Origin of the sequence: Pelomonas parva, assembly GCF_043555835.1 — a bacterium.
GTDB classification, from domain to species: Bacteria; Pseudomonadota; Gammaproteobacteria; order Burkholderiales; family Burkholderiaceae_C; genus Pelomonas; species Pelomonas parva.
The window spans coordinates 370,137-384,170 of record NZ_JBIGHV010000002.1 but is presented as its reverse complement, the minus strand read 5'-3'; the positions used below and the strand labels follow the sequence as shown (position 1 = coordinate 384,170).

At 70.5% G+C, this 14,034-nt stretch carries 9 protein-coding genes; 8 read left to right on the top strand and 1 reads right to left on the bottom strand.

The genetic code is table 11. The features are described 5' to 3' along the window. Positions 1-87 precede the first annotated feature (87 nt). The 5 genes from flgK to ACG00Y_RS05260 all read left to right on the top strand — a co-directional run bounded on the left by flgK (position 88) and on the right by ACG00Y_RS05260 (position 7,942). Positions 88-2,079 carry a flagellar hook-associated protein FlgK gene (gene flgK, locus ACG00Y_RS05280; RefSeq protein WP_394476652.1) on the top strand — a complete coding sequence of 664 codons (1,992 nt, stop codon included), beginning with the start codon at positions 88-90 and terminating at the stop codon, positions 2,077-2,079. 3 nt (positions 2,080-2,082) lie between these two features. Further along, positions 2,083-3,384, top strand: coding sequence for a flagellar hook-associated protein FlgL (flgL, locus tag ACG00Y_RS05275; protein ID WP_394476650.1), 1,302 nt, complete (start codon positions 2,083-2,085; stop codon positions 3,382-3,384). A gap of 119 nt (positions 3,385-3,503) precedes the next feature. Then, positions 3,504-4,685 carry an EAL and HDOD domain-containing protein gene (locus tag ACG00Y_RS05270; RefSeq protein ID WP_394476648.1) on the top strand — a complete coding sequence of 394 codons (1,182 nt, stop codon included), beginning with the start codon at positions 3,504-3,506 and terminating at the stop codon, positions 4,683-4,685. Between the two features lie 191 nt (positions 4,686-4,876). Continuing rightward, complete coding sequence (locus ACG00Y_RS05265) at positions 4,877-7,336, top strand: PAS domain-containing sensor histidine kinase (RefSeq protein WP_394476646.1); 2,460 nt, start codon at positions 4,877-4,879, stop codon at positions 7,334-7,336. Between the two features lie 9 nt (positions 7,337-7,345). Then, complete coding sequence (locus tag ACG00Y_RS05260) at positions 7,346-7,942, top strand: response regulator (protein WP_394476644.1); 597 nt, start codon at positions 7,346-7,348, stop codon at positions 7,940-7,942. Between the two features lie 164 nt (positions 7,943-8,106). Here the strand turns inward: ACG00Y_RS05260 and ACG00Y_RS05255 are convergent, their stop codons facing one another. After that, a complete protein-coding gene (locus tag ACG00Y_RS05255; RefSeq protein ID WP_394476643.1) occupies positions 8,107-9,435 on the bottom strand; it encodes a sensor histidine kinase in 1,329 nt (442 codons plus the stop codon). A 140-nt stretch (positions 9,436-9,575) separates the two neighbouring features. On the opposite strand from ACG00Y_RS05255, the gene ACG00Y_RS05250 reads away from it, so the two are divergent. From ACG00Y_RS05250 to ACG00Y_RS05240, 3 genes are read left to right on the top strand one after another with little or no spacing between them, the layout of a single operon-like run. Beyond that, the gene (locus ACG00Y_RS05250; RefSeq protein WP_394476641.1) at positions 9,576-9,944 is read left to right on the top strand and encodes an Hpt domain-containing protein; all 369 of its coding nucleotides are present in this window, start codon (positions 9,576-9,578) and stop codon (positions 9,942-9,944) included. Between the two features lie 7 nt (positions 9,945-9,951). Then, positions 9,952-12,171, top strand: a complete 2,220-nt coding sequence (locus ACG00Y_RS05245; protein ID WP_394476639.1) for a putative bifunctional diguanylate cyclase/phosphodiesterase — start codon at positions 9,952-9,954, stop codon at positions 12,169-12,171. After that, positions 12,171-14,015, top strand: a complete 1,845-nt coding sequence (locus tag ACG00Y_RS05240) for a diguanylate cyclase domain-containing protein (RefSeq protein WP_394476637.1) — start codon at positions 12,171-12,173, stop codon at positions 14,013-14,015. Before ACG00Y_RS05245 ends, ACG00Y_RS05240 begins: the two co-directional genes overlap by 1 nt. The last annotated feature ends 19 nt before the right edge of the window (positions 14,016-14,034 follow it).

Below are 14,034 nucleotides of genomic sequence, written 5' to 3'. Positions count from 1 at the left end.
TGCCTCTGTGCCTCTGTGCCTCTGTGGTTGCATTGCTGCATTCGCAACATCTGGCACGGGTCACGCGAGACCCCGTGGAGATCTGACATGGCAGGCCTGCTCTCCGTCGGCGCCCGCGCGATGTTCGCCAACCAGGCGGCATTGCAGACCATCGGCCAGAACATCGCCAACGCGAACACGCCCGGCTACTCGCGCCAGTCCGTCGTGCTGACGACCTCGCCGGGCCAGTACACCGGCGCCGGCTTCTTCGGCCGCGGCGTCGATGTGAAGACCGTCGAGCGCTCGCACAACGCCTTCCTGACCAAGGAGGCCTCCACCTCCAAGTCCACCGCCTCGGCCGACACGACGCGCGCCGAGCAGCTGTCGCGCATGGAGAAGGTCTTCCAGCCCGGCACCGAGGGCCTGGGCTATGCAGCCAGCCAGTTCCTGAACGCGCTGGTCGACGTGACCAGCCGCCCCAGCGACCCCTCGGCCCGCCAGGTGGCGCTGGGCCGCGCCAGCGAACTGGCGACGCGCTTCTCCAACGCCGGTGCGCAGCTGACCGACCTGCAATCCGGCGTCGTCAGCGACCTGCGCGCCTCGGTGCAGGTCGTCAACCAGCTCGCCCAGCAGATCGCCGCCGTCAACAACGAGGTCGCCAAGACACAGGGCGCCGGCCACACGCCCAACGACTTGATGGACCAGCGCGAACGCCTGATCTCCCAGCTCGGCGAATACGTGGCCGTGTCGACGCTGCCGGCCGACGACGGCACCGTGGGCGTGTTCATCGGCGGCGGCCAGCGGCTGGTGCTGGGCAACCAGGCCTCGCAGCTGCAGGTGGCCAGCGACCCCTACGACACGCAGCGCGCGGTGCTCGCGCTCAACGAGGGCGGCGTCAACCGCGCCCTCGACGAGAGCGTGCTGACCGGCGGTTCCATGAGCGCACTGCTGGCCTTCCAGAACAGCGACCTGCAGGACGCGAAGAACCTGCTGGGCCAGCTCGCTGCCGCCATCGGCACGCGCGTCAACGACCAGAACGCGCTGGGCCTGGACCTGTCCAACCCGCCCGGCGCGGGCGCACCGATCTTCAACGTCGAGCGCCCGCGCGTGATGCCCGCGGCCACCAATGCCCGCGACCCCGGCGGCAGCTTCACCAGCGGCGCGCAGGCCACCATCGTCGATGCCGGGCGCCTGCTGGCCAGCAGCTACAAGCTGACATCCAGCGCCCCGGGCGTCTACGAGCTGACGCGGCTGTCCGACGGCGTCACGCGCGCCGTGGCCGACGGCGACACGCTGGACGGCTTCCGCCTCGACTTCACGCCGTCGGCGCCCGTGCCCGGCGAGAGCTTCCTCATCGAGCCCGTAGGCGCCGCCGCCGTCGGCATGCGCCGCGTGCTGGACAGCCCCAACGGCATCGCTGCCGCCGCGCCGCTGACGGCCGCCGCCGCCACGGCCAACACCGGCACGTTGACGATCGACAGCATCTACGCCGTCGACCCCAGCATCGACACCAACCTGGCGCCGATGACCATCACCTTCGGCGACACCGACCCGGCCGGCGACCCGACGGCCACGCGCCGGCAGTACACGCTGACGCTGGCGGATGGCTCGGTGCTCAACGGCATCTGGAGTGCCGGCCAGCCCATCGGCAACGAGCCCGCCGCCGGCATCGCCCTCGGCTTCGAGCTGCGCACCAACGGCGTGCCGCGCCAGGGCGACACCATCAACCTGGCCAAGACCGTCTACACGACCACCAACAACGGCAACGCCAAGGCCTTCCTGAACCTGCAGGCCGACGCCTTCATCGGCCGCCAGTTGCTGGCCGACGGCAGCCTCACGGTGGGCTCGACCATCAACGACACCTATGCCGCTGCCATCAGCGACGTGGGCGCCCGCGTGCAAAGCGCGGCCTACCTGTCGGAGGTGTCGACCGGCGTCGCCGCCGACGCCGAGACGCTGCGCGCCGGCCAGGCCGGCGTCAACCTCGACGAGGAGGCCTCGCGGCTGATGCAGTTCCAGCAGAGCTACCAGGCCGCGGCCAAGGTGCTGCAGACGGCGCAGACCCTCTTCGACGAACTGATGCGGCTGTCACAGAGGTAAGCCATGAGACTCTCCACCGCCAACCTCTTCGATTCGTCGATCGCCAACCTGCAGCGCCGCCAGATCGCGATGCAGGACCAGCAGCAGCAGCTCACGTCCGGCAAGCGCGTGGCGCTGGCCAGCGACGACCCGACCGGCGCCGCGCGTGCCGAGCGGGCGCTGGCGTCCATCGGCCGCGTCGACGCCAACCAGCGCGCGCTGGAGGCCAGCCGCAACAGCATGACGCTGGCCGAGTCCGCGCTGGGCGACGCCAACGAGCTGCTGCAGCAGGCCCGCGAGACCCTGGTGGCGGCCGGCAACGCCAGCTACTCCGACGCCGAGCGCAAGAGCCTGGCCACCAAGCTGCAAGGCATCCGCGACGAGCTGCTGGCCATCTCCAACCGCTCCGACGGCGCCGGCGGCTACGTCTTCTCCGGCCAGGGCTCGTCCAGCCCGCCCTTCCTGGACCAGGCCAATGGTGTGGCCTACGTCGGCGTGCCCGGCACCATCGATACGGGCAACCTCGACAGCTTCCAGCTGACCGTCGACGGCCGCGCCGCGTGGGAGCAGGCGGTCGGCGGCAACGGCAGCTTCGAGACCGCGCCGCGCGCCATCGTCATCGACCCCGTCAGCGGCAGGCCCACGGTTCAGCTGATCGACCCGGTCGCCACGGCCGGCAACGGCGGCGTGCCGGTGCCCATCGTCAACGCCCTCACCGGCCTGCCCGCAGCCGGCTGGATAGACAGCGGCCGCGTCACCGAGCCCACCTTGCTGACCGGCCATGACTACCGCGTCGACATCGCCGGCACGGCGCCCGCCCAGACCTACACGCTGACCGACCAGACGCTGGGCAGCGTCGTCGCCAGCGGCGCCTTCAAGCCGGGCCAGGCCATCGGCGGCGATGGCATGGCCTTCGCGATCAGCGGCGTGCCCGTCGATGGCGACGCCTTCGCCATCACCGGCGCGCGCCCCGACACCAAGCTGTTCAGCGTCATCGACAAGGCCATCGTCGACCTCAACACGACGCTGCGCACGCCGGTGCAGGTGACCCAGGGCAACACGCTGGCGATCCGCGACGTCGATGCCGTCATGGGCAACCTGCAGAGCATGCGCAGCCAGGTTGGCGAGCGGCTGAACAACCTGGACGGCACCGAAGGCCGCCTGGCCGCGCTGAAGCAGTACAGCGAGCAGGAACGCAGCGCCGCCGAGGACCTGGACATGGTGCAGGGCATCTCCGACTTCCAGAGCCAGCAGTCCGGCTACGACACCGCACTGCGCACTTACGCGATGGTGCAGCGCATGTCGCTGTTCGAATACCTGCGCTAGCGCGCGCCCCGCCAGCTTCGCTGCCGCGTGAAGCTGTCACGATTTGCCGGCATGGGCAGCGGGTGGGCGTGGCAGACTGCCGTATTCACTCGCCCTCACCCGCATCCCAGCGCCGCGCCATGTCAGACAACATCCCCGCCGCCCTCGACCACGCCATCCTGCCCGGCGTCGCCCTCGGCTATGCGCCGGTCATCGACCGCCAGCGCGCCGTCATCGGCACCCGGCTGACGCTGGTGCCGCTGCGCGCCGACGCCCGCACCGACCACGCCGAGCTGCTGGCCGCGTTGAGCGCCACCTTTCCCAACGGCGGCGCCGTCCTCAGCGCCCAGGGCGAGGCCCTGCTGGTCGCGCTGCTGGCCCAGCCACCGGCCGAGGCCGCGCAGATCGAGGTGCCCGCCTTCATCGCCGCCGACCCCACCCACGCCGGCGCGATCGCCGCGCTCAAGGGCGCCGGCCACCGCGGCCTGCTCAAGGGCCTGCCCAATGCGCCGCTGCCGGCCGCCGTCGCCGCCGCCTTCAAGCAGGTCGTGCTGGACCCGGGCCAGGCCGCGCCGGCCGGCACCGAGCTGGTCTGCGCCGGCATGCGCGGCGCTGAAAGCGTCGACGCGGCCTTCAAGGCCGGCGCGCATGCCGTCATCGGCTGGCCGATGGAAGGCGCCTACGAGCCCACCGGCGGCGCCAAGACCGAGATCGCGGTCGACCTGCAGGTCATCATGGAGCTGATGTCGCGCGTCGACGAGGGCGACGACGTCGAGCGCCTGGAACAGACGCTCAAGCGCGACCCCAGCCTGGCCTTCAAGCTGCTGCGCTACATGAACTCCGCCGCCTTCGGCCTGCCGGTCGAGGTGTCGAGCTTTCGCCACGCCATCATGCTGCTGGGCTACGCCCGCCTGAAGCGCTGGCTGGCCCTGCTGCTGACGACGGCCAGCAAGGACCACAGCATGCGCCCCATCATGTACGGCGCGCTGCGCCGCGGCGTGCTGATGGAGGAGCTGGCCCAGGGCATGAGCGAGCGCGAGCAGCGCGACGAGATGTTCATCTGCGGCCTGTTCTCGCTGCTGGACCACATGCTCAAGTCGCCCTTTGACAAGCTGCTGACAAGCATCCCCGTGCCCGAGCGCGTGCGCCAGGCGCTGGTGGACGGCAGCGGCCCGTTCCATCCCTACCTGGAGCTGGTGCGGGCCATCGAGGCCGAGAGCGTGTTCGACTACCGCGAACGCGCCGACGCGCTGATGCTCAGCGCCGGCGAAGTCAACGCCTGCGTGCTGCGGGCCTTGTCAAAGGCGGCTCAGCTCGAATGAGCTGGAGCCCCTCGCCCAATCTCGCACCGCTGAACGCGGGCGAGCCTGGTCGGTCCCCCGAGGGGACGAGGCTGCCCGCGGCATCGAGCCGCGTGCAGCCTCGGGCGGGCCGGCTTGGGGCGGCCCGGCGCTCGGCCCGAAATCCCGCACAACCTGGGTTGACTGACGTGCTCGACGCCACCGGCTGAAAGATGTTCGGCCCGCCCGCCTCCGCCGCGCTGCTGGACCTCATCGCCGACCCCGTGCTGACGCTGCGGGGCGACCTGTCCGCGCTGCGCGCCAACCCGGCCGCGCGCGACTGGCTGGGCGCCGACGCCGCCGAGGGCTGGCGCCTGCTGCGCCACGCGGCCGGCATGCGGCTGGAGACCTGGCTGCGCGAAGCCACCCTGGCCATCGACGCCGGCCGCATGCCGCCGCCGGCGCCGCCGCTCAAGCTCGCCGACGGCCAGCGCGCCACGCTGCGCCTGCTGCGCGAGCGCCCCAACTGGCTGCTGCACGCCCGCCTGAGCGCCGCCGACCCCGGCGAGCCGCCGCTGGTGGAATGGCTGGCGCTGTCGCCGCTGCCGATGCTGCTGGCCGATGCCACCGGCGGCGCCGTGCTGCGCCGCAATGCCGCCTTCGACGCGCTGAGCCCCGGCGCGCCGCGCCATCTGAACGACCTGCCCGACCTGCTGCAGGCCTTGCTGGGCTGGCAGCGCGGCGCGCCGCTGCCGGCGCTGGCGGCCCAGCGGCTGCAGGACCCACCGCTGGTCACCGAGGCCGAGTTCGTCGACCCGCAGGGCCGCCAGCGCTGGCTGCAGGCAAGGCTGCGGCTGTGGCGTCACGACGGCCGCGCGCTGTTGCTGGTCATGCTGGAGGACCAGAGCACGCTGCATGAGCGCGACCTCGCCCACCAGCAGCTGGACGCGCTGATGGACACCGCCGCCGTCGGCCTGGCCACCTTCCAGCCCGAGGCCGGCTGGCTGAAGGCGCACCGCAAGGGCTCGCCGTTCAAGTCCGGGGCCGGCAAGCAGCCGATCGGGTCGCTGCAAGGCATCAGCCGCGACATCGTCGAGCCGGCGTCGCTGGCCGAATTCGAACGCCTGCAACGCGCGCTCAAGAAGGGCGACGCGGTCGAGGTGCGCTACGCCGTGCGTCACCCCGAGCTGGGCCGGCGCTGGCTGCTGACGCGCGTGGCGCCGGCGCTGCTGGCGGGCGGGCGGCGCTCCACGTCGGTCGTCACGCTGGACGTGACCGCCCAGGCCCAGGCCGAGAACGCGCTGCTGCTGCGCGCCGAGAGCGAACGCACGGTGCTGGACTCGGTGCTGGTGGGCATCGTCACCGTCGGGCCGGACGGCATCGAATGGATGAACCGCTCGGCCCGCCGCATGTTCGGCTGCGAGCTGCAGGACGTGCTCGGCCAGCCCATGGGCGTGCTGGCGCCGGACGACGACCATGCCTTCCACGCCGAGCCGGGCAGCGACGTGTTCGAGTGCCGGCTGCGCGGCCGCGACGGGCGCGAGTTCTGGGTCATCGGCAACGCGGTGCAGACGCAGCGCGAGAACGGCCCGGGCGAAGTGACCCAGCAGACGACCTACGCGCTGCTCGACATCGACCGCCGCCGCCAGGCCGAAGCGCAGAGCCGCCAGGCGCAGGCGTCGCTGGCGCGCATCATCGAGGCCGCGCCGCTGGCCATCAGCCTGCATGAGGCGCACAGCCTGCGCATCGTCAAGCTCAACCAGGCCGCTGCAGCGATGGCCGGCCGCACCGAGGCGCAGCTGCTCGGCGGGGGCCCAAGCGTGCTGTTCGGCGCCGAGCAGGGCGAGCAGGTGGCCGCCGACATGCGCGAGGCGCTGGAGACGCTGGCCGTCGTGCAGCGCGAGTACCGCGTGTCGTCCGGCGCGGCGGAGCGGGTCTGGCACACGCGGCTGCTGCACCTGGCCGGCGTCGGCGGCGACGATGCGCCCGAGTTGCTGCTGCTGGTCGCCAGCGACGTGACCGAGCACCGCGCCGCCGAAGCCGCCCGCCTGCAGGCCGCCATCTCGCAGCGCGAGCTGCTGGTGCGCGAGGTGCACCACCGCATCAAGAACAACCTGCAGGGCGTGGCCGGCCTGCTGCAGCAGATCGCCGTGCGCCGGCCCGAGGTGGCCGGCGTGCTGAAGGAAGCCGTGGGCCAGGTGCAGGCCATCGCCCAGGTCTATGGCCTGCAGGTGGGCGCAACCGGGCCGCTGCTGCTCAAGCGCGTGTTCGACGCCATCGTCGGCTCGGTGCAGCGCCAGCAGGGCCGCGTCATCACGACGCCCGCCGAAGCCGGCGCGCTGCTGGACGACTGGTGCCTGCCCGAGGCCGAGGCCATCCCCATCGCGCTGAGCCTCAACGAACTGCTGGGCAATGCCCTGAAACACAGCGACGGCGCCCAGGTGCGCTGCCAGCTCATCTGCGACACGCTGGGCGTCACCGTGGAGATCGCCAACCCCGGCCGCCTGCCCGAGGGCTTCCTGCTGCAGAACGTCAAGAGCGGCGTCTCGGGACTGGGCCTGGTGCGCGCGCTGCTGCCCCGGCGCAGCGCCATCCTCAGTCTGGAACAGCAGGGTGGCGACGTGGTTTGCCGGTTGGAACTGATTCCACCGAGTGTGGTTCACAATCCGGCCACAAGACCAAGTTCTGGATAGAGGGGCACGGTGAGCAAGGGCAAGATCCTGGTCGTCGATGACGACAGACTGGTACTGGCGACGCTGAGCTACGGGCTCACGCAGGCCGGCTTCGAGGTCATCGACGCCGACAACGGCGACGACGCCATCCTGCTCGCCCGCGAACACCGGCCCGAGCTGGCCCTGCTGGACATCCGCATGGAAGGCCTGACGGGCTTCGACGTGGCCGCCTATTTGCGCGAGTTCCTGCAGACACCGTTCATGTTTTTGTCCGCCTTCGCCGACGAGGCGACGGTCGCCAAGGTCAAGGAGCTGGGCGCCGTCGCCTACCTCGTCAAGCCGCTGGACATCTCGCAGATCGTTCCCGCCGTGGAGGCTGCCTTTGCGCGCTCGGCGCCCGCGCCAGCGCCTGCTGCAGCCGCCGCCGCTTCACCCTCGGAACTGCCCACGCTGCTGGACCCGACGGCCATGGCTGTCGGCGTGCTGATGCACCGCTACTCGCTGCCGCGCGACGAGGCCTTGTCCCGGCTGATGAGCCTCGCCGCCGCCGACGGCCACAGCCTGCCGGAGCAGGCCCGGCGCATCGTTGATGCGGTGGAGCTGCTGGCGAGGCCAGGCCAGCGTTGATCGGCGATTCGCGGCCGTAGTGCCTGCGCGGGCCGAGCGCCGGGCCGCTCCCAAGCCGGCCCGTCTGGCGATGTGCGAGCGGGGCACGCCCCGCGAGCATCGCCGTCCCCTTGGGGGACCGACCAGACCGCCTGCGTTCAGCATGGCGGGCTGGGCGAGGGGCTTCAATTCAACGTGAAGTAAAAGCGCGAGCCCTCGCCCACCGCCGACTCCGCCCAGACATCCCCACCATGCCGGCGCACGATGCGCCGCACCAGCGCCAGGCCCACGCCCGTGCCCTGGAAATCGCTGGCGCTGTGCAGGCGCTGGAAGACGCCGAACAGCCGCTCAGCGAAGCGCATGTCGAAGCCAGCGCCGTTGTCCGAGACCACGAACACCCGGCGCCCGCCCTGCTCCACGCTGGCAAAGCGGATCTCGGTGCAGGGCACCTTGGCGCTGTACTTCCAGGCATTACCCAGCAGGTTCTCCAGCACCATGCGCAACAGCGTCGGATCGCCCTGCACGGTCAGGTCAGGCTCGATGTCCAGCACCAGCTCGCGCTGCGGCGAGGCGCGCTTCAGTTCTTCCATGACGTAGCCGGCCTGCTGCGACAGGTTGACTGGCTGGCGGGCCAGCGGCCGTGTGGACAGCTGGCTCAGCGACAACAGCGCGTCGATCATGCTGTTCATGCGCGCGCTGGCACTCATGACGCGGTCGAGATGGTCGTTGCCGACGCGGTCCAGCCGGCCGCCGTAGTCTTCCTTCAGGATGCGCGCAAAGCCCTCGACGACACGCAACGGCGCGCGCAGGTCGTGCGACACCGTGTAGCTGAACGATTCATGCTCGGCGGCCAGGTCCGTCTGAATTGCTGCCGGTGCCGCCAGCGCGGCCACCTCGGGCGGCCGAGCCGTGCCGACATAGCCGGCGAAATGACCCTGCGAGTCGATGCACGGCAGGCCGCTCAGGCACCACTGCGCATCGCCCTCGGCAGCAGCCAACTGCAGCTCGGCAAAGGGCTGGTGGGCATGCAGGCGCTCGCGCAGCTCGACTGCCGGGCCGGCCGCTGCGAAGCGCTCCCACAGCAGCTGCGTGCTGCCCCCCGCACCCACCCAGCTCGATGCCGGCACACCCTGCGGCGCCTGCCAGCGCACGAGTCGGTGGGTGGCATCGGTAGCCCACTGCCAGTCGCGTTGCAACTGGGCCTGCATCAGCAACTGCTGACGCGCATCGCGCAGCGGCTCGGCCAGGCGCTGGCGGGTCAGCCGCACGCCCACATGCCAGCCCAGGGCCGCAGCGACGAGCAACAGCAGTCCGGTGAAGAAAGCCGTCAGCACCAGGGCTGCGTGGACGAGGCCGACCTCGCCGCCCCAGACCCGCATGAGGGCCAGCACGACCCCGGTGCCGAGCATCAGCATCAGCACCGAAGCCCCGGCCAGACACAGCACCACGAGCCTCATCGACGGTCGCCGCTCAAGCCGGCGCGCGAGCACGCTGTCGTCGCTGAAGCTGTTCATGGCGGGCATTGTAGGCAGCGGTTCTGAGCGTTCTGGTGCATATGCACCAACGCTCGGATAGCGCTGAATGTGTGCATTCCTTCGCGTCAAGCCCCCAGGCCAGCCAAGCTACATTTGCAGCATCCCTGTGCCCGCCGCCCATGACTGCCCCATTTCCTGCAGCCCAGCTCGATTCCGAGGCGATCCGTCGCTTGCGCGAGCTTGACCCCAGCGGCGGCAACAAGCTGCTCGAACGCGTGGTGGCCGCCTTCTCCAGCTCGGTGGATCGCCTGCTGGCTGACCTGGCCCGCGCCCGCGCAGCACCGACACTGGATCTCACCGTCATCCGCCACGTGAGCCACACACTGAAGTCCTCCTCCGCCAGCCTGGGCGCGACCGCGCTGTCGGCGCGTTGCGCAGACATCGAAGTCCTCGCCCGCGAGGGCCGCACCGAAGGCCTGGCCGAGCAGTTGGACGCTATGCTCGAAGAGATTCAACAGGTACGCACGGCGCTCGCCGCGCTGCTCTGAGCCCAGCATGCTGCCCACCGGTCAAGACCTCGACGATCTGCCCCCGCAGCCGCGCGTGTTGCTGGTCGATGACGACGAGGTCAACCTGCTGCTGACGGCCGCCGCGCTGCGCGAGCGCGGCTTCGAAGTCACCGAGGCGCCCAGCGGCAGCGACGCGCTGGCCCAGCTCTCGCTGCGCGCGCCGGACGTCGTCGTGCTCGACGCGCTGATGCCCGAGCTGGACGGCTTCGAGACCTGCGCGCTGCTGCGCGCGACGCCGGGCTTCGAGTCCCTGCCCGTGCTGATGCTGACCGGCCTGGACGACGAGGCCTCCATCAACCGCGCCTACCAGGCCGGCGCGACCGATTTCTTCGTCAAGTCGCCGCAGTGGAGCTTGCTGGACGGGCGGTTGCGCTACCTGCTCCGCAGCTCACGCACGCGCAACGAACTGGAACGCAGCAAGGCCAAGCTGGCGCGCGCCCAGGACCTGGCGCGCATGGGCAGTTTCGAGTGGTGGCGCGGCGTGCCCGGCAGCTTCCTGATCTCGGCGGAAGGCCTGCGCGTCTTCGGCCGCGGCCCGCAGGACCGGCTGGACTTCCTCAGCGTCATGCGCATGGTGCCGGGCGATGACCGCCACGTCTTCCTGCGCCTGCTGCGCGATGTCATCGCGCACACGTCGGTGCTGATCACCGACCTGCCGCTGACGCTGCCCGACGGCCGCCAGCGCGTCGTCCACATCGAGGCCGAGCCCGAGTTCAACGAGCAGGGCGGCGTCAACGGCTACACCGGCATCCTGCAGGACGTGACCGACCGCCGCCAGGCGGAGGACCGCATCCGCCAGTTGGCGCACTTCGACGCGCTGACCGGCCTGCCCAACCGACGGCAACTGATCTGGCGCGTCGAGCGCGCCATCGAGAGCGCCCGCCGCGGTGGCCATGAGGTCGGCCTGCTGCTGATCGACCTGGACCGCTTCAAGGTCATCAACGACACGCTGGGCCATGCGGCCGGCGACGAACTGCTCATCGAGGTCGGCCGGCGTCTGCGCGGCTGCGTGCGCCATTCCGACCAGATCATGGAAGGCGTGCTCGAAGGCCTGGGCAACCGCAGCCACCGAGGCCTGGAGGCCGTGGGCCGCCTGGGCGGTGACGAGTTCGTGGCGTTGCTGCCCGAGGTGGCCGACGAGCGCGACGCCGAACGCGTCGCCCAGCGCGTGCTGGAGGCGCTCCGCGAACCCATCTTCGTGGGCGGCCAGGAATGCTTCGTCACGGCCAGCGTCGGCATCGCCATCTACCCGCGCGACGGCCAGAGCATGGCCGACCTGCTGCGCAATTCCGACGTGGCGATGTACGCCGTCAAGAGCCAGGGCCGCAACGCCTCGGCCATCTACTCGCCGCAACTGGCCGGCCACGGCAAGCAGAAGCTGGAGCTGGAAAGTGCGCTGCACAAGGCGCTGGAGCGCAACGAGATCGTGCTGCACTACCAGCCCAAGATCGACGTGCGCGCCGCCCGCATGGTGGGCGCCGAGGCGCTGATGCGCTGGCAGCGCGGCAACGTGCTGGTGCCACCGGCCGACTTCATCCCGCTGGCCGAGGAAACCGGCCTCATCGTGCCGCTGTCCGAGTGGGCGCTGAAGGAAGCCGCCCGCCAGGCCAAGCTGTGGTCGCTGCAATTCGGCTTCGCCGACTCCATCGCCGTCAACCTCCCTAGCAGGCTGTTCGAGCGGACCGATCTCGTCGAGCACATCCACCAGTGCGTCAGCGCCTATGGCGTGCCGCATCGGTCCATCCAGCTTGAGATCACCGAGAACAACCTGATGAAGGACTTGCAGAACGTCATCCCGTCTCTGCACCGCCTGAACGAAGTGGGCGTGGAAATCTCCATCGACGACTTCGGCACGGGTTATTCATCGCTGGCCTACCTGACCACGCTGCCGATCTCGGAAGTGAAGATTGACCGCACCTTCGTGCGCGATCTCGGCATCACGCCGCAAAGCTCGGCCGTCGTCACGGCCATCATTGCACTGGCCCGTGCGCTCGGTCTGCGCGTTATCGCGGAAGGCGTGGAGACGCTGCGGCAGATGGAGGTGTTGCACCGCCTGGGCTGCTCGCTGATGCAGGGCTTTTTGTTCAGCAAGGCACTGCCGCCCGACGAGCTGGAGCGCTGGATCGCGCTGACCGTGTTGCCGCGCAAGGCGCCATGGATCACGCAGGCGGACGGCAGCGTTGACGTGACCCGCGGGCAACGCTGATGCGCTCGCAACTGCCTCCGGCCCAACTGGCCAAGGCCGCGCTGCAACGCCTGGCCCAGGCGCGGCTGGAGCCCACCCCCGAGAACTACGCACGCGCCTACGCCATCGAGGCCGGCGGCGAGCCTGCGCCCGCCACGAGCAGCGTCGTGCCGGAGCGCGCGCAGCAGCTGATGTCCAAGCTCATCAGCCTGGCCCTGCCCTCGGGCACCCAGCGGCAGGATCTGCAGGCGACATTGCGCGAGCAGCGCTACGACGAGCTGCAACGCCAGGTCGACAAGCTGCTGGAGGTGGCCGGCCCGGGCGCCCAGGCCGAGGCGCTGGTGCAGGCCATCGAGCGGCTGGTGCGCGGCCTGGAGCGCGGCGGCAAGCACTGGACGCTGGCGCGCAAGAAGGACGGCATCAACCGCGTGCTGGAGCTGGGCCGCAGCGACAGCAGCAAGCTCGTCAAGCGCCTGTCGCAGCTGATCGCCAGCTGGGACAAGGACGGGGACGGCAGCGAGGTCGAGACTGATGACGACGGTGGCACGCCCAGCCAGTTCTTCGTCGACAGCGCCTTTGCCGAGAGCGGCTTCCGTGAGAGTAGCGGCTTTGGCGACAACCTGGGCCGAGCCACCGACAACGGCACGCCGCCGGTAGACCTGGCGCCCTGGCAGGACATCGGCGACGAACTCAATGCCACCGTGCGCCACGCGCTGCGCTCGCCGCAGACCGACGCGGCACCGGCCGACGCGCTGATGCGCGAGCTGGACGCAGCTCAGGCCGAGCTGAAGGCCAGCGGCGCCAGCCCCGAGCGCGCCACGCAGATGGCCGCGCTGTGCCTGCGCGCCCGCCACCTGCTGGACCACCGCCGCCATCTGTTCGACGAACTCGGCGGCCTGTGCCGCGAGCTGAGCGGCAGCCTGGTGGACCTGGCCGAGGACGACTCCTGGGCACGTGGCCAGGCCGAGGCGATGAACCAGACGCTGGCGCAAGGCCTGTCAGGTCGCGGTGTGCGCACCGTGTCCGAGCTGCTGAGCGGCACGCGCGAGCGCCAGCGCGCGCTGCGCGACGAGCGCTCCAAGGCGCGCGATTCCCTCAAGGGACTGATCCAGCGCATGCTGACCGAGCTGGGCGAGCTAGGCCAGCACACTGACCGCTTCCAGAACAACGTGGGCCGCTATGCCAACGCCATCGAGCAGGCCGACTCCCTGGAGAGCCTGGCCGGTACCGTGCGCGAGATGGTGGAGGAAAGCCGCAGCGTGCAAGGCCTGGTTTCGCAGACGCAGCAGCGGCTGACGCTGGAGCACGACCGCGCTGCCGCGCTGACGCAGCGCGTCGACGAACTGGAGGGCGAACTACGCCGGCTGTCCAGCGAGGTCCACACCGACCAGCTCACCCAGGTCGCCAACCGCCGCGGCCTCATCCAGGCGTTCGGCATCGAGCAGGCCAAGTCGGAGCGCGAGTCAACTCGCGTGGCACTGGCGCTGCTGGACATCGACAACTTCAAGAAGCTCAACGACAGCCTGGGCCACCACGCCGGCGACATCGCGCTGAAGTCGCTGGCCGAGCGCACGCAGGCCTCGCTGCGCCCGGGCGACATGGTGGCGCGCTACGGTGGCGAGGAGTTCGTGCTGATGCTGCCCAATACGCCGCTGGATGAGGCGCAGGCGGTGCTGGTGCGCCTGCAACGCTCGCTGTCATCGGCGCTGTTCAACCACGAGGGCAAGGATGTCTTCGTGACCTTCTCGGCCGGTGTCACGCTGTACCGCGCCGGCGAGACGCTGGAAGCCGCACTGGACCGCGCGGATGTGGCTCTCTACGAGGCCAAGCACACGGGCAAGAACCGCGCGTGCATCGCGGAGTAGATCGCTCTTCGGCGGTTGC